This is a genomic window from Nonomuraea sp. NPDC050478, assembly GCF_044458265.1.
GTDB lineage: Bacteria > Actinomycetota > Actinomycetes > Streptosporangiales > Streptosporangiaceae > Nonomuraea > Nonomuraea ferruginea.
This window is the reverse complement of record NZ_JBITHT010000003.1, coordinates 209,028-223,618: the sequence shown is the minus strand read 5'-3', so window position 1 is coordinate 223,618 and position 14,591 is coordinate 209,028. Positions and strand designations below refer to the sequence as shown.

Annotated in this window: 15 protein-coding genes and 2 tRNA genes; 9 read left to right on the top strand and 8 right to left on the bottom strand. The window is 72.8% G+C overall.

Going from position 1 to position 14,591, the window contains the following annotated elements; genetic code table 11:
* Positions 1 to 31: 31 nt before the first annotated feature.
* The 6 genes from ACIBF7_RS15465 (at position 32) to ACIBF7_RS15440 (ending at position 7,514) form a co-directional block, all read left to right on the top strand.
* On the top strand, positions 32 to 343 hold the full coding sequence (locus tag ACIBF7_RS15465; protein ID WP_148030755.1) for an L-rhamnose mutarotase: 312 nt from the start codon (positions 32 to 34) through the stop codon (positions 341 to 343).
* Positions 344 to 352: 9 nt separating this feature from the next.
* Positions 353 to 1,504 (top strand): L-rhamnose isomerase, encoded by a 1,152-nt coding sequence (gene rhaI, locus ACIBF7_RS15460; protein WP_397197382.1) that lies wholly within the window; start codon positions 353 to 355, stop codon positions 1,502 to 1,504.
* Positions 1,504 to 3,543 (top strand): bifunctional aldolase/short-chain dehydrogenase, encoded by a 2,040-nt coding sequence (locus ACIBF7_RS15455; protein WP_148030757.1) that lies wholly within the window; start codon positions 1,504 to 1,506, stop codon positions 3,541 to 3,543. The genes rhaI and ACIBF7_RS15455 overlap by 1 nt, the downstream gene beginning before the upstream one ends.
* 76 nt (positions 3,544 to 3,619) lie before the next feature.
* A complete protein-coding gene (locus ACIBF7_RS15450; RefSeq protein ID WP_397197381.1) occupies positions 3,620 to 5,878 on the top strand; it encodes a DUF4132 domain-containing protein in 2,259 nt (752 codons plus the stop codon).
* 46 nt (positions 5,879 to 5,924) lie between these two features.
* Positions 5,925 to 6,521: a DUF1349 domain-containing protein gene (locus ACIBF7_RS15445; RefSeq protein ID WP_397197380.1), complete on the top strand. Its 597-nt coding sequence runs from the start codon at positions 5,925 to 5,927 to the stop codon at positions 6,519 to 6,521.
* Between the two features lie 75 nt (positions 6,522 to 6,596).
* Entirely contained in the window at positions 6,597 to 7,514 is a 918-nt protein-coding gene (locus tag ACIBF7_RS15440; RefSeq protein WP_397197379.1) for a superoxide dismutase, read from the top strand.
* A 3-nt stretch (positions 7,515 to 7,517) separates the two neighbouring features.
* Here the strand turns inward: ACIBF7_RS15440 and ACIBF7_RS15435 are convergent, their stop codons facing one another.
* The 5 genes from ACIBF7_RS15435 to ACIBF7_RS15415 form a co-directional block, all read right to left on the bottom strand.
* The gene (locus tag ACIBF7_RS15435; protein ID WP_397197378.1) at positions 7,518 to 8,165 is read right to left on the bottom strand and encodes an FMN reductase; all 648 of its coding nucleotides are present in this window, start codon (positions 8,163 to 8,165) and stop codon (positions 7,518 to 7,520) included.
* The gene (locus ACIBF7_RS15430) at positions 8,162 to 9,262 is read right to left on the bottom strand and encodes an LLM class flavin-dependent oxidoreductase (protein ID WP_148030762.1); all 1,101 of its coding nucleotides are present in this window, start codon (positions 9,260 to 9,262) and stop codon (positions 8,162 to 8,164) included. The genes ACIBF7_RS15435 and ACIBF7_RS15430 overlap by 4 nt, the downstream gene beginning before the upstream one ends.
* A gap of 75 nt (positions 9,263 to 9,337) precedes the next feature.
* Entirely contained in the window at positions 9,338 to 9,988 is a 651-nt protein-coding gene (locus ACIBF7_RS15425) for an epimerase (protein WP_397197377.1), read from the bottom strand.
* Positions 9,989 to 9,997: 9 nt separating this feature from the next.
* Entirely contained in the window at positions 9,998 to 10,708 is a 711-nt protein-coding gene (locus ACIBF7_RS15420) for an IclR family transcriptional regulator (RefSeq protein ID WP_397197376.1), read from the bottom strand.
* 116 nt (positions 10,709 to 10,824) lie between these two features.
* Positions 10,825 to 11,469, bottom strand: a complete 645-nt coding sequence (locus tag ACIBF7_RS15415) for a hypothetical protein (protein WP_397197375.1) — start codon at positions 11,467 to 11,469, stop codon at positions 10,825 to 10,827.
* A 259-nt stretch (positions 11,470 to 11,728) separates the two neighbouring features.
* On the opposite strand from ACIBF7_RS15415, the gene ACIBF7_RS15410 reads away from it, so the two are divergent.
* The gene (locus ACIBF7_RS15410) at positions 11,729 to 11,965 is read left to right on the top strand and encodes a hypothetical protein (RefSeq protein ID WP_397197374.1); all 237 of its coding nucleotides are present in this window, start codon (positions 11,729 to 11,731) and stop codon (positions 11,963 to 11,965) included.
* Positions 11,966 to 12,317: 352 nt separating this feature from the next.
* On the opposite strand, the gene ACIBF7_RS15405 is transcribed toward ACIBF7_RS15410, so the two are convergent.
* The 3 genes from ACIBF7_RS15405 to ACIBF7_RS15395 all read right to left on the bottom strand — a co-directional run bounded on the left by ACIBF7_RS15405 (position 12,318) and on the right by ACIBF7_RS15395 (position 13,299).
* Positions 12,318 to 12,392: transfer RNA gene (locus ACIBF7_RS15405), tRNA-Val, on the bottom strand.
* A 14-nt stretch (positions 12,393 to 12,406) separates the two neighbouring features.
* A tRNA-Gly gene (locus ACIBF7_RS15400) sits at positions 12,407 to 12,478 on the bottom strand.
* 74 nt (positions 12,479 to 12,552) lie between these two features.
* A complete protein-coding gene (locus ACIBF7_RS15395) occupies positions 12,553 to 13,299 on the bottom strand; it encodes an SDR family oxidoreductase (protein WP_271278681.1) in 747 nt (248 codons plus the stop codon).
* An 86-nt stretch (positions 13,300 to 13,385) separates the two neighbouring features.
* Between ACIBF7_RS15395 and ACIBF7_RS15390 the strand changes: the two genes are divergently transcribed.
* Positions 13,386 to 13,841 carry a DUF4383 domain-containing protein gene (locus tag ACIBF7_RS15390; protein WP_148030770.1) on the top strand — a complete coding sequence of 152 codons (456 nt, stop codon included), beginning with the start codon at positions 13,386 to 13,388 and terminating at the stop codon, positions 13,839 to 13,841.
* Between the two features lie 43 nt (positions 13,842 to 13,884).
* Positions 13,885 to 14,589, top strand: a complete 705-nt coding sequence (locus tag ACIBF7_RS15385; RefSeq protein WP_397197373.1) for an ArsR/SmtB family transcription factor — start codon at positions 13,885 to 13,887, stop codon at positions 14,587 to 14,589.
* Positions 14,590 to 14,591 lie beyond the last annotated feature (2 nt).

The window sequence follows — 14,591 nt, the reverse complement described above, 5'->3', positions numbered from 1 at the left end:
CGGGGCGCGCGTGCGCGGGAAGGAGAGATCTGTGGAGCGGGTGTGCTTCCTGCTGAAGGTCCGGCCGGACCGGCTCGACGAGTACCGCGAGCGGCACCGGCACGTGTGGCCGGAGATGCTCGACGCGCTGCGCGGGGCCGGATGGCGCAACTACTCGCTCTTCCTGAGCGACGACGGCCTGCTCGTCGGCTACCTGGAGACCGACGACTTCGAGGCGGCGCAGCGGGCGATGGCGGCCACCGGGGTGAGCACCCGGTGGGAGACCGACATGGCGCCGTTCTTCGAGTCGGGCCGGGCCGACCAGGGCCGGGTCCTGCTCGGAGAAGTCTTCCATCTGGATTGAATCGGGGATATGAGAATGATCAAGGAATCGCTCCGCGCCCAGCGGATCGAGACGCCGTCGTGGGCGTACGGCAACTCCGGCACGCGCTTCAAGGTGTTCGCCCAGCGGGGGGTGCCGCGCGACCCGTACGAGAAGATCGCCGACGCCGCCCAGGTGCACGCGTTCACCGGGGTGGCGCCGACGGTGGCGCTGCACATCCCGTGGGACAAGGTCGACGACTACGCCGACCTGGCAAGTCACGCCGCCGGGCTGGGGGTGGGCATCGGCGCGATCAACTCCAACGTGTTCCAGGACGACGACTACAAGCTGGGCAGCGTCACCCACCCGGACCCGAAGGTGCGGGCCAAGGCGCTGGCGCACCTGCTCGAATGCGTGGACATCATGGACGCCACCGGGTCCGACACGCTCAAGCTGTGGTTCTCCGACGGCACCAACTATCCGGGGCAGGACGACATCAGGGCCAGGCAGGACCGGCTGGCCGAGGCGCTGGCCGCCGTCTACCAGCGGCTCGGCGACGACCAGCGGTTCCTGCTGGAGTACAAGCTGTTCGAGCCCGCCTTCTACATGACCGACCTGCCCGACTGGGGCACCGCGTACGCGCACTGCGTCAAGCTCGGCCCGAAGGCGCAGGTCGTGGTCGACACCGGCCACCACGCGCCGGGCACCAACATCGAGTTCATCGTGGCGTTCCTGCTGCGCGAGGGGAAGCTCGGCGGCTTCGACTTCAACTCCCGCTTCTACGCCGACGACGACCTCATGGTGGGCGCCGCCGACCCGTTCCAGCTCTTCCGGATCATGTACGAGGTGATCGGCGGCGGCGGGTTCACCGAGCGGACCGCCTTCATGCTCGACCAGTGCCACAACATCGAGCCGAAGATCGCCGGGCAGATCCGGTCGGTGATGAACGTGCAGGAGGCCACCGCCAAGGCGCTGCTCGTGGACCGGGAGGCGCTGGCCGCGGCCCAGCGGGCCGGTGACGTGCTCGGCGCGAACGCCGTGCTGATGGACGCCTACAACACCGACGTGCGGCCGTTGCTGGCGGAGCTGCGGGAGGAGTCGGGGCTGGCGCCGGACCCGATGGCCGCGTACGCCAAGTCCGGATATTTCGAGAGAATCGCCGCCGACCGGGTGGGCGGCGCCCAGGCCGGGTGGGGCGCCTGATGACCACGCCCGACGAACTCCTGGCCCGCTCCCACCGGCTCGGCGCCGACCCCCGCAACACCAACTACGCCGGCGGCAACACCTCCGCCAAGGGCTCCGCGACCGACCCGGTCACCGGCGGCGACGTCGAGCTCATGTGGGTCAAGGGCTCCGGCGGCGACCTCGGCACGCTCAAGGCCGCCGGCCTCGCCGTGCTCCGGCTGGACCGGGTCCGCGCCCTGGTGGACGTCTACCCGGGCGTCGAGCGCGAGGACGAGATGGTCGCCGCGTTCGACTACTGCCTGCACGGCAGGGGCGGCGCCGCCCCGTCGATCGACACCGCCATGCACGCCCTGGTCGACGCCGCCCACGTGGACCACCTGCACCCCGACTCCGGCATCGCGATCGCCACCGCCGCCGACGGCCCCGAGCTGACCGAGCGGATCTTCGGCGACCGCGTGGTGTGGGTGCCGTGGCGGCGGCCCGGCTTCCAGCTCGGCCTGGACATCGCCGCCATCAAGAAGGACCACCCCCGAGCCATCGGCTGCGTGCTCGGCGGCCACGGCATCACCGCCTGGGGCGCCACCAGCGAGGAGTGCGAGCGCAACTCGCTCGACATCATCCGCACCGCCGAGGCCCACATCGCCGCGCACGGCCGTCCCGACCCGTTCGGGCCGGTGGTCCACGAGCCGCTGCCGGAGGAGGCCAGACGCCGCCGCGCCGCCGAGCTGTTCCCCGTCGTCCGGGGCCTGGCCGGCACGGACGCCCGGCAGGTCGGCCACTACACCGCCACCCCCGAGGTGCTCGACTTCCTGTCGCGCGCCGAGCACCCCCGGCTGGCGGCGCTCGGCACCTCCTGCCCGGACCACTTCCTGCGCACCAAGGTCGCCCCGCTCGTGCTGGACCTGCCGCCGGACGCCCCCCTGGCCGACGCGGTGACCCGGCTGCGCGAGCTGCACGCCCGCTACCGCGACGACTACGCCGCCTACTACCGGCGGCACGCCACCCCGGACTCGCCGCCGATGCGCGGCGCCGACCCGGCCATCGTGCTCGTGCCCGGCGTCGGCATGTTCAGCTTCGGCAAGGACAAGCAGACCGCCCGGGTGGCCGGCGAGTTCTACGTCAACGCGATCAACGTGATGCGCGGCGCGGAGGCGCTGTCCAGCTACCGGCCCATCGACGAGGCGGAGAAGTTCCGCATCGAGTACTGGGAGCTGGAGGAGGCCAAGCTCCGGCGGATGCCGAAGCCCAGACCGCTGGCCGGGCGGGTCGCCCTGGTGACCGGCGGCGGGTCCGGCATCGGCGCCGCCACCGCCCGCCGGCTGGCCGCAGAGGGCGCCTGCGTGGTGGTCGCCGACCGCGACCTGGCCGCCGCCGAGAAGGTCGCCGCCGAGCTGGGGGCCGCCGCCCACCTGCGGCGGGACGTGGCGATCGCGGCCGGCGTGGACGTGACCTCCGAGGAGCAGGTCCAGGAGGCGATCCGGCAGGCCGTGCTCGCCTTCGGCGGCGTCGACCTCGTCGTCAACAACGCCGGGCTGTCGCTGTCGCGGTCGCTGCTGGAGACCACGCTCGACGACTGGGACCTCCAGCACGACGTGATGGCGCGCGGCTCGTTCCTCGTCTCCCGCGAGACCGCCCGCGTGCTGATCGACCAGGACCTGGGCGGCGACATCGTCTACATCTCCTCCAAGAACAGCGTCTTCGCCGGGCCGAACAACGTCGCCTACGGCGCCGCCAAGGCCGACCAGGCCCACCAGGTACGGCTCCTCGCCGCCGAACTGGGCGCCCACGGCATCCGGGTGAACGGCGTCAACCCCGACGGCGTGGTCCGCGGCTCCGGCATCTTCGCCTCCGGCTGGGGCGCCAACCGGGCGGCCGTGTACGGGGTCGAGGAGGAGAAGCTCGGCGAGTTCTACGCCCAGCGGACACTGCTGAAGAAGGAGGTGCTGCCGGAGCACGTGGCCGCGGCCGTGTTCGCGCTCACCGGCGGCGACCTGTCGCACACCACCGGCCTGCACGTCCCCGTCGACGCCGGGGTGGCCGCCGCGTTCCTGCGCTGATCCGTACCGGAACCCGCCCCCGGCAGGACAGCCGGGGGCGGCGTCTTTGTCGGTGCCGTCGGGCATGATCGGCGCCATGCTGGAATGGCTTGACAAGCTCGAGACGCTCGACCGCGCCATGGACGACCTCCACATCACCGCCCACGACGAGCGGGAGCGGATCCGCGCGAAGGCGCACACCGTGCTGGAGGTGGTCCACCGCCACCTGGCGAAGGCGGACCGGGCCACCTGCCGCGAGGCCGCCGTCCGCCTCGCCCGGCTGCGGGCCGACGCATACGGCCGCGAGCTGTCGCTGGCCGTCCACCGCGGCGGGGCGTGGACCCCGGCCGAGATGACCGAGCTGTTCGCCGCCGCCAGGAAGCGCCGGCTCGACCACGGCGACGTCGGCTGGATCAGCCATCTGGCCGGCGAGAGCGCCGCGCTCCCCGCGGAGGCGCGGCACGAGCCGTGGAAGGCGGTCGAGCCGCTGTTCGACGCGATCGAGGAGTGCCCGCTCAGCCCCGACGAGCGCAAGGGCATGCAGCGCGCGCTCGCCCGGGTCAATCCCAGCCCGCTCGCTCTTCCCCTGGGCAGAGACGGCTGGGGCGCTGCCGTACGCGACCACCTGGGCGAGCCGCCCGCCCCGCACCTCGTCGCCCTCGTCGACCACCTGAGCGTGGCCGGCGGCCCGCGCCCGGCCAAGGCGTGGCGCGCCCGCTGCCTGGAGCTGCTGGCGGGCGAGGGCGCCGGCGAGCTGGTCGCGGCCGGTCTGCGCGCCTTCGACGGCGCCCGCTACGAGGGCGGCCGTCACGGGGGCCCGGCCCGCCTCCTCATGACCGACGTCAACACCGACGTCGCCCGCGGCTTCGCCTGGGCCGCGGCCCTGGCCCGGGCCGGCGGGGCGGCGCCCGCCCTCACCCGGCTGGTCCTCGCGGCGGGCGGCCACGGCAGCGGCACGGAGCCCGACCTCAAACTGGCCAGCGGCGTCGTCCACGCCCTGGCCGAGTGCGAGGGCGCCGTCGACGCGCTGCGCCGCCTCCAGCAGGACGTCAGGAGCAGATCCCTGCTCAAGCAGATCGCCGCCGCCCTGGCCACGGCCGCCGCCCGCCACGGCGTCACCGCCGCCCAGCTCGTCGAGCGCGGCGTCCCCGGCCACGGGCTGTCCGCCGACGGCAGCCGCGACTGGGCCGACGGCGCGTGGACCGTCACCGTCACCGTCGAGGACGCCAGGACCGTGCGCGTCACCGCCCGCGACGCCGGCGGGCGCACCAGGCGCGGCCTGCCCTCCGGCCTCGCCGTCGCCGGCGAGATCAAGGCCCTGGTCAAGGAGGTGCGGCACACCCTGTCGGCCGAGCGTGACCGGCTGGAGGCCCTGTTCGGCGTCGAACGGTCCTGGCCGCCGGGGGAGTGGGCCCGCCTCTACCGCGACCACCCCGTCACCGGCGCCGTCGCCCGCGCCCTCATCTGGCACGACGGCGCCCCGTTCCTGCCCGGCGACCGCGAGCCCGGAGGCGAGGTCACCCTCTGGCACCCCGCCCGCGCCCCGATGGAGGAGATCCGCGCCTGGCGCGAGACCGTCGCCGAGCGGCGGCTGCGCCAGCCGTTCAAGCAGGCCTACCGCGAGGTCTACGCGCTCACCCCGGCCGAGGAGCACGCCGCCTCCTCCGGCAGGTTCGCCGCCCGCCTCGTCGGCCACGACCGCCTCTACGCGCTCGCCAAGCAGCGCGGCTGGCAGCCCGCCTGGCTGCGCCACCACGGCGAGCCGGGCGAGGCGTGGAAGGAGCTGGCCGAGGGCGCCTGGCGGGTCCGGTTCGGCTACGAGCTGACCGGCGACGCCGCGTACGCGACCACCGCCCAGGTCCGCTTCGACCGGCGCGACGGCCGCCAGTGGCGGGAGACGCCCCTGGCCGGGGTGCCGCCGTTGGTCTTCAGCGAGGCCATGCGCGACGTCGACCTGTTCGTGGCCGGCCCCGCCCGGGACGGCGACCGCCACGCGCGCTCCGCCGAGGCGTACGAGCTGCCGGCGTCGGCGCGGGTGCGCCGCGACGCGCTGGAGCACATCCTGCCCGGCACCGCCATCGCCGGCCGGTGCACGCTCACCGACCGCCACCTGGTCGTCCGCGGCGACCTGCGCACCTACAAGATCCACCTGGGCAGTGCGGGCGTCCTCATGGAGCCCGGCGACGTCCCCCTGTCCATCGCCGGCGCACGCAAGCCCGGCGGGCGGATCTTCCTGCCCTTCGAGGAGGACGGCACGCTCGCGCTCATCCTCGCCAAGGCGTTCCTGCTGGCCGCCGACACCGGGATCACGGACGAGAGCGCCAGATCTATTGGGAGCGCTCCCAATCAGGGCTAGGGTGAGGGCGGACCGGTCGCGTGACGACTCTGGAGGAAGACGCCTGATGGCTGCCGTATCCCTGCCCGCGTTCCCCGCCCCGCTGCGCTGGCTGAACGAGCCCGAAGGGTGGCGCGCCGACGGCGACGACACGCTCGTCATCACCGCGGCGGCGGGCACCGACCTGTTCTCCGACCCCGGCGAGCCGAACCGCTACGCCAACGCACCCGCCCTGGTGGGACGGCTCGACGGCGACTTCACCCTCAGCGCCCGGGTCAGGCTCGACCTCCGCTCCACCTTCGACGCGGGCGTCCTGCTGCTGTACGCCGACGGCGACCGGTGGGCCAAGCTCTGCCTCGAACTCTCCCCGCAGGGCACGCCCACCGTCGTCTCGGTGGTCACCCGGGGCGTCTCCGACGACTGCAACTCCGTGCCCATGACCGGCGAGGACATCAGGCTCCGCGTCTCCCGCGTCGGCGCCGCCTTCGCCTTCCACGTCGCCGAAGGGGCCGGCGCCTGGAGCCTCATCAGATACTTCGCGCTCGACGGCGACCCCGGGGCCGGCTTCCTCGCCCAGAGCCCCACCGGACAGGGCGCCACGGTCCGCTTCGAGGACATCCGGTACGCGTCCGAACGGCTGACCGATCTGCGCAACGGGGAGTGAGCAATCCTCAGAGGTCGCTGTGAAGCCCGCTCCTGGGCCTTTGCGGCGGCCCGCGGCAGGGGGATCGTGGGCCGCATGAGATCAGCGATCCTCAAGACCGCACTCTGCGCGGCGCTCGCGGGCGCGCTCCTGGCTCCGCCCGCCCAGGCGGCCGCCCCGCCCGCCGCCTTCCCGCTGCCGGCGGGGTTCCAGCCGGAGGGCATCGAGATCGGCCCCGGCCCGCACGCCTACTTCGGATCGCGGGCGACCGGCGACATCTACCGCGCCGACCTGCGCACCGGCCAGGGGAAGATCATCAGCAAGGGCCCGGGCACCCAGTCGCTCGGCCTCAAGTCCGACGACCGCGGGCGGCTGTTCGTCGCCGGGGGCAACGCCGGCGACGCACGCGTCATCGACCTGCGCACCGGCGCGGTGATCAGGTCGTACCAGCTCGCCACCGGCACCGCGTTCGTCAACGACGTGCTGCTCTTCCGCGACGCCGCCTGGATCACGGACTCGGCCAACCCGGTGCTCTACAAGCTCCCGCTCGGCCGCCACGGCGGGCTCCCGCGGGAGGCGGTGACCATCCCGCTCACCGGCGCGATCCAGTTCGCCACCGGCACCAACGCCAACGGCATCGCCCCCACGCCCGACCACAGGAACCTGCTCGTCGTGCAGTCCAACACCGGCAAGCTGTTCAGGGCCGACCCGCGCAGCGGCGTCACCACCGAGGTCGACCTCGGCGGCGAGTCGCTCGCCAACGGCGACGGCCTGCTGCTGCGCGGCCGCACCCTGTACGTGGTGCAGAACCGGCTGAACACGGTGGCCGTGGTCCGCATGAGCGCCGACGGCTCGTCGGGACGGGTCGTCGACCGGCTGACCGACGACCGGTTCGACGTGCCGACCACGGTGGCGGCCTTCGGCGGGCGCCTCTACCTGCCGAACGCCCGCTTCACCACCCCGCCGGCCCCCGACACCGCCTACGACGTGGTGTCCGTCAAGGCCAGGCGCTGACCGTCAGGAGGAGGGCCGGATCGAGGCCAGATACTCCTCGAACGGGACGACCTCCTCGGCCTCCGCGCCGCCGGCCCGCTTCCCGTTCCCGTTCACCGTCGGCGCGGCGTGCGGGGCCCGGTGGCCCATGAGGTCGGCCAGCTCCGACGCCGCGCGGGCGATCCGGTCGGACAGCCCGTCGGTGAAGGCGTCGTCGCCGCCGCCCCAGTCCTCCGAGGCCGCGTACACGGCGGTCGGCGTCACCACGGCGCGCAGGTACGCGAAGAGCGGACGCATCGCGTGCTCCAGCACCAGCGAGTGCCGGGGCGTGCCGCCGGTGGCGCCGATCAGGACCGGCTTGCCCGCCAGCGCCTGCGGGTCGAGCACGTCGAAGAACGACTTGAACAGCCCGCTGTAGGAGGCGGTGAACACCGGGGTCACGGCGATCAGGCCGTCGGCCCCGGTGACGGCGTCGATCGCCTGCCGCAGCCGCGTGTTCGGGAAGCCGGTGACGAAGTTGTTGGCGATGTCCACCGCCAGGTCGCGCAGCTCGACGACGGTCGTCTCGGCCGCGCCGCCGAGCCGCTCGCCGGCGGCCTGCGCGAGGCGGTCGGCGAGTAGGCGGGTGGAGGACGGCTGGGTCAGCCCGGCCGTCACGACGACGAGCTTCATGCGTTGACCTCCTTGACGTTCTCGGCTTCCCGGGCGGCGACCAGGGAGGCGTGGGTGGGGGCGTCGGGGACGCCGGCCGGGCGGCCGATCGCGAACTCCCTGCGCAGCACCGGCACGACCTCCTCGCCGAGGATGTCGAGCTGCTCCAGCACCGTCTTCAGCGGCAGCCCGGCGTGGTCCATGAGGAACAGCTGCCGCTGGTAGTCGCCGAAATACTCGCGGAACTGGAGCGTACGGTCGATGACCTGCTGCGGGCTGCCGACCGTCAGCGGCGTCTCGGCCATGAAGTCCTCCAGCGACGGCCCGTGGCCGTACACCGGGGCGTTGTCGAAGTACGGGCGGAACTCGCGGATCGCGTCCTGGGAGTTCTTGCGCATGAACACCTGCCCGCCGAGCCCGACGATGGCCTGCTCCGGCGTGCCGTGCCCGTAGTGGGCGTACCGCTGCCGGTAGAGGCTGATCAGCCGGATGAAGTGCTCCTTCGGCCAGAAGATGTTGTTGGCGAAGAACCCGTCGCCGTAGTAGGCGGCCTGCTCGGCGATCTCCGGAGTGCGGATGGAGCCGTGCCACACGAACGGCGGCACCCCGTCCAGCGGGCGCGGCGTCGAGGTGAAGCCCTGCAGCGGGGTCCGGAAGCGGCCTTCCCAGTCGACCACGTCCTCGCGCCACAGCTTGTGCAGCAGCGCGTAGTTCTCGACCGCCAGCGGGATGCCCTGCCGGATGTCCTGCCCAAACCACGGGTAGACCGGCCCGGTGTTGCCGCGCCCCATCATCAGGTCCACCCGGCCGTCGGCCAGGTGCTGCAGCATCGCGTAGTCTTCCGCGATCTTGACCGGGTCGTTCGTGGTGATCAGGGTGGTGGCGGTGGACAGCACCAGCCGCTCGGTCCTGGCGGCGATGTAGCCGAGCATGGTCGTCGGCGAGGACGGCACGAACGGCGGGTTGTGGTGCTCCCCGGTGGCGAACACGTCCAGGCCCACCTCCTCGGCCTTGAGCGCGATCCGCATGATCGCCTTGATGCGCTCGCCCTCGGTGGGGGTCCGCCCCGTGGTCGGATCCGTGGTCACGTCGCCGACGCTGAAGATCCCAAACTGCATTTTAGTCACCCACCTGTACTGTTGAAGTTTCAACAGCTATGTAAGCGTCCGGGCATACCGCGTTATTCCAGGGTGTCACAGAGCGTTGATCGCGGCCGCGTCGAGAACCCGGACGGGCGCACCGTGCGCGGCCACCGCGATCATAGCCCGCCCGATCTGCTCCGTCGTGGTCACCGACGACGGGAACACCCGCCGCAGGATCGGATAGAACGGCGCCGCCACCACGTACGCCAGCCGGTAGAGCCGGGTCCTGGACGTGGCCCCGTGCAGCGGCTGGATGTATCCGGGGCGGAACACGAAGGCCTCCAGCGGCAGCGCCAGCAGCGCGTTCTCCGTCTCGCCCTTCACCCTGGCCCACATCGTGCGGCTCCGGGCGTCGGCGCCGATCCCCGACACGTACACGAACGTCGAGCCCGGGCTGAGGCCGGCCAGCGTGCCCGCCACCGACAGCGTGAAGTCGTACGTGACGCGCCGGTACTCCCGCTCGCCCATCCCCGCCGAGGACACCCCCAGGCAGTAGAAGCAGGCGTCGTACCCGGCCAGCTCGCCCGCGACGGGCGCCAGGTCGAGCAGGTCGGCGTGGCGGATCTCGCGCAGCTTGGGATGCGCGAGCCCGGTGGGGGAGCGGCCGACGGTCAGCACCGCCTCCACCCGGTCGTCGGCCAGGCACTCGCGCAGCACGCCCTGCCCGAGCATGCCGGTGGCGCCGAACACGACGACCCTCATGACCGCAGCCTAACCCCCCAGGTCGGCGGCCGCCTCGCGCAGCCTGCGGCGGACCCACGGCGGGATGTCCAGCCCTCGCGTCGAGATCGCGAGGGCCCAGCGCGGGTCCGCGGTCGCCCCCGGCACCGCGACGCCGGCGCACGCCACCTCCTCGCGGAACTGCCCGTGCTCCTCCACCACCTGGTCCTCGCGCATCCCGCCCAGCTCCGCCTCCAGCTCCTCCGGCCGGACCGGCGTCGCGGGCGTGAACCGCCGCATCCCGGTCTCGGCGAGCAGCGCCCGCCGCGCGTCCCGGGGGAGCGTCAGCATCAGCGCCTTGCCGAGCGCCGTCGCGTGCGGCGCCGCCTCCAGCCCTGTCTGCAGATCCTCCAGGTACGGCGACGCCGGCCCTTCCGCCACCCCCGCGACCACCAGCCGGCTGTCGGCCAGCCGCGCCAGATAGGCGGTGTGCCCGGTGGTCGCCGCCAGGTGGGTGAGCACCGCCCACGCCTCCGGAGGCCGGCGGAAGGCGTCCAGCATGTCGTGGAAGCGCTCGGCCACCTGAGGCCCGAGCAGGTAGTCCCCGGTGGGCCGCCGATGCAGGTAACCCTCGTAACAGAGCGTGCGCACCAGATGGTAGGACGTCGATAGATTCAGCCCGCACCGGCGCGCGATCACCTTGACCGTCAGCGGCCGGTCGGACTGGGAGACCTCCTCCAGCACGCGCAGCGCGCGGGACACGCTACGGATGAGATCGCTGGGTTCCTCGCCATTCATGCACACCAGCATCCGCCGGACCTCCGGTGTGCGCCATCTGAAAACCGGCAGGCTACCCCCGGCGACACCCCGCCGACCCCTCACCGGCCGAGTGTCAATCCTGTGGTCACGGCCGCGGCCATGATCGCGACCAGCACCCCCGCTCCGATCTTCATCGTCCTGGACCTCATCAGGAGGCCGAGGCAGAACAGCAATATGGCCGGCGTGAGCAGGACGACACTCATCACCGGGACGGCCCTCCACACGCCTCGGGCCCCGGTGGGGAGGGCCTGGTCTCCCTGCGGGCCGATCGCGGCCGGGAACGTCTCGCCCACCTCCACGTCCGCCACGGTTTTGATGACGATCGGCGCTCTGGCCGGGTCCTCGAACACGAACCGGGCCTCGCAGTCGTAGCGGGTGCTGCGTCTGACCCGGTACGCCCTGCAGGACAGGACGGTCGCGGTCCCGGGCGTCCCTCTTATCCCGAGCGCCGTCTGCACCTCGGGCACGTTCGAGTCGAGGATGAGGAACGGAATCCCCACCAGTGCGAAGACCAGCATGAGCACCCCCAACCCGGCGAACACTTTCGCGCTGGCCTCACCCGCCGGAGAGGAGCCGTCCGCGGTGAGCCGCTGCTCGCGCGCCCGCGCACCGGCGGCCTTCCGCCGCTCCCGCGCTCCGGCGTAAGCTCGGGCCGCCTCCCACCGCTGCCGCCTGTTACGGCGCTCCCGCGTCCTCTTCCCCATGATCAGATCGTGGACGGCGGCACTTGAGGACTGGTTGTGATCGACTAGTGCGCCCGGGCGGCTTAGTTCCAGTCGTGATCATTCGGGAGGAGGTCCCGGCGGAACCCCGGTCGAGCGGCTGTGCCGTCACCTCGTCCGGTCACCTGCGGTTCCTGGACGAACGAGGACGTCGCCCTGAGCCTGGTCCTGCGCCGCGCCGAGGCCGCCGTCGTCGTCTGGGAGCCTGCGAGGGGACGCGCTGCGAAGGGCTGCACGCCGTTTGCGGGCTGCTCGGCCTCGACGCCGACGACCCCGCCTCCGGCTGCCGCTGCGCGGGTTCGCCGCGGCCTGCGACGAGACGGCACTCCACTGGCTGAGAAGCGACCGTCCTTGCCAGATCGAGACCCTGGCCGGCATCTGGATCACCTTTCTGCCGGCCGCGATCCGCGCCGCCCGTGACCTGTCGCCGACCCCTGCTCTGAACGACGCGTACGACCTGCTCCAGCCCGGCCACTGACCCGGCGACGCACTCGCGTCGGCCGGCCAGTCGTCAGAGCGGCGCTCCCGGCGGCCAGGCGCCATGGACCGGCTGATCGGGCCGGACGCCTTCGACCTCGTCCAGCCTGCGGGGTCCAGCCTGTGGTGGAGGATGGACGCGGTGGCCGACGGCTTCGAGGCAGGTGTCTCGGAAACGACCTCATGTGGAGCGCCGCCAGGCGCGAGCGACGGCCTCCAGGGGTCGGCCGACAGGCCGGCTGGAAGGAAACGCCTGAGCTGTCATGGCGCGGAGCGCCTGGTGGGCGAAGCCCTTTGGGAGAACTGGAATGGCGCCAAACGTTGAAAGCCCTCGGCGGAGGGCCGAGGGCTGGTGGTGGACGATACTGGGATTGAACCAGTGACCTCTTCCGTGTCAGGGAAGCGCTCTCCCGCTGAGCTAATCGTCCGCGTGGGGAAACCGAGCGGAAGACGGGATTCGAACCCGCGACCCTCACCTTGGCAAGGTGATGCTCTACCACTGAGCCACTTCCGCGCCCGCCCGGATGAACACCGGGTGACGAGAGAACCATAGCGAATACTCGCCGACTCCCCAAACCGGATTGTCCGTCAGACGGGGATCGACGTGTGCCCGCCGTTGACGGTGACGCGCTGCCCGGTCAGGTACGCGGCCTCGTCGGAGGCCACGAACGCCACCGCCGCCGCGACGTCCCTCGGCGTCCCGATCCGCCCCACCGGCACCTCCGCGACGTAGTCGCCGGCCTCCAGACCGGCGTGCCGCTCGACCGGGATCCAGCCGGGCGCGACCACGTTCACGGTGATCCCGTACGGGCCGAGCTCGCGCGCCCAGCAGCGGGTCATCGCGTGCTGCGCCGCCTTGGCGGCGGTGTAGGCGGAGGTACGCGGCAGCGACCGGTCCACGATGTCGGAGCCGATCTGGATCACCCGGCCCCGGGCGCGCTCCCGCATCGCGGGCAGGCAGGCCTGGACGAGCAGCGTGGGGCTCTTGACGAAGAACGTGAGCTGGTCGAGCTGCGCCTGCCAGGTGAGCTCCTCGACGCCGACCTCGGGCTGCGGGCCGGTGGCGTTGAGCACCAGCGCCTCGACCGGCCCGAGCGCCCGCGCGACCCGGGCCACCAGGCCGGTGACGGCGGCCTCGTCCGTCACGTCCGCCTGGAACGCCTCCGCGTGCCCGCCGGCCGCCCTGATCTCACCGGCCACCACCTCGGCCCCCGCCGTGTCGGAACGGTAGTTGACCGCGACGGCCCACCCGTCGGCGCCCAGCCGGCGCGCGATCGCGGCGCCCAGGCCGCGCGATGCGCCGGTGACCAGCGCGACTCTTCCCTGCTCATGCACGTCCGCCACCCTATCGAGGCGCATGCGGCGCGCATCGCGGGGTAGCGGTGTGTGAGCCGGAAACCCGTACGAGGGGGAAGGGTCTCATGGTCACCCCGAAGTCTCACGCCGGTACCACGCGCTCGCCCGTACAGAAGGCGGCGCTGCTCGTGGGGGTGGCGTTCCTGATCGTCGGCCTGCTCGGCTTCGTGCCGGGCGTCACCACGAACTACGACACCATGCAGTTCGCCGGGCACCACTCCGACGCGCGGCTGCTCGGCCTGTTCCAGGTGTCGGTCCTGCACAACATCGTGCACTTGCTGTTCGGGGTCGCCGGTCTGCTCATGGCGCGCACGGCGGCCGCGGCCAAGGCGTTCCTCATCGGCGGCGGGGTCATCTACCTGCTGCTGTGGGTCTACGGGCTGCTCGTCGACAAGGAGAGCGCGGCCAACTTCGTGCCGCTGAACACCGCGGACGACTGGCTGCACTTCGTGCTGGGCGTCGGCATGATCGTGATCGGCGGGCTGCTCGGCCGCCGCACCCTCGGGACCCGGCACCGGTGACGCTTCGACCGGCGTCGAAACGTACCTGGGCTACGGTCACGGTATGGGTAACCCATCCGATGCGGACATCGCGCCGGTCGCGGCGCTCATCGCCGACCCGACCAGGGCCGCGATCCTTACGGCGCTGCTCGGCGGGCGCGCGCTGGCGGCCGGCGAGCTGGCCCGGGTGGCCGGGGTGAGCGCGGCCACCGCCAGCGCCCACCTGGCCCGGCTGCTCGACGGCGGGCTGGTCGGCGTGGTGCGGCAGGGCCGCCACCGCTACTACCGGCTGGCCGGGCACGAGGTCGCGGAGGTGCTGGAGGTGCTGGCCAGGGTGAGCGCGCGGCCGCCCGTGCGGTCGCTGCGGCAGTCGCGGCAGGCCCGGCTGCTGGAGGAGGCGCGCACCTGCTACGACCACCTGGCCGGGCGGGCCGGCGTGGCCCTGCTGGACGCGCTGCGCGGGCAGGGCTGCCTGGACGGCGAGCGGGTCACCCCGGAGGGGGAACGGCTGCTGGCGGAACTGGGCGTGGACGTCGCGCGGGCGCGCCGGGCCAAGCGCAGATTCGCGCCCGAGTGCCTCGACTGGACCGAGCGCCGCGCCCACCTCGGCGGCGCGCTCGGCGCGGCCGTCACCACGGTGCTGCTGGAGCGCGGCTGGTACCGCAGGGGCAGCCTGCCGCGCGCGGTCGTGCTCACCGGGGAGGGACGGGAGGGGCTGGCCGCGTTGTTCTCCGGTAAGGAGCTAACATCGCATTCGCCGGTTACCTAAGC

Coding starts and splice junctions, on each gene's coding strand:
- ACIBF7_RS15385 (WP_397197373.1), top strand. CDS start 13,885: ATGGGTAACCCATCCGATGCGGACATCGCGCCGGTCGCGGCGCTCATC.
- ACIBF7_RS15435 (WP_397197378.1), bottom strand. CDS start 8,165: ATGAAGCTCGTCGTCGTGACGGCCGGGCTGACCCAGCCGTCCTCCACC.
- ACIBF7_RS15390 (WP_148030770.1), top strand. CDS start 13,386: ATGGTCACCCCGAAGTCTCACGCCGGTACCACGCGCTCGCCCGTACAG.
- rhaI (WP_397197382.1), top strand. CDS start 353: ATGAGAATGATCAAGGAATCGCTCCGCGCCCAGCGGATCGAGACGCCG.
- ACIBF7_RS15455 (WP_148030757.1), top strand. CDS start 1,504: ATGACCACGCCCGACGAACTCCTGGCCCGCTCCCACCGGCTCGGCGCC.
- ACIBF7_RS15425 (WP_397197377.1), bottom strand. CDS start 9,988: ATGAGGGTCGTCGTGTTCGGCGCCACCGGCATGCTCGGGCAGGGCGTG.
- ACIBF7_RS15445 (WP_397197380.1), top strand. CDS start 5,925: ATGGCTGCCGTATCCCTGCCCGCGTTCCCCGCCCCGCTGCGCTGGCTG.
- ACIBF7_RS15450 (WP_397197381.1), top strand. CDS start 3,620: ATGCTGGAATGGCTTGACAAGCTCGAGACGCTCGACCGCGCCATGGAC.
- ACIBF7_RS15415 (WP_397197375.1), bottom strand. CDS start 11,469: ATGGGGAAGAGGACGCGGGAGCGCCGTAACAGGCGGCAGCGGTGGGAG.
- ACIBF7_RS15440 (WP_397197379.1), top strand. CDS start 6,597: ATGAGATCAGCGATCCTCAAGACCGCACTCTGCGCGGCGCTCGCGGGC.
- ACIBF7_RS15430 (WP_148030762.1), bottom strand. CDS start 9,262: ATGCAGTTTGGGATCTTCAGCGTCGGCGACGTGACCACGGATCCGACC.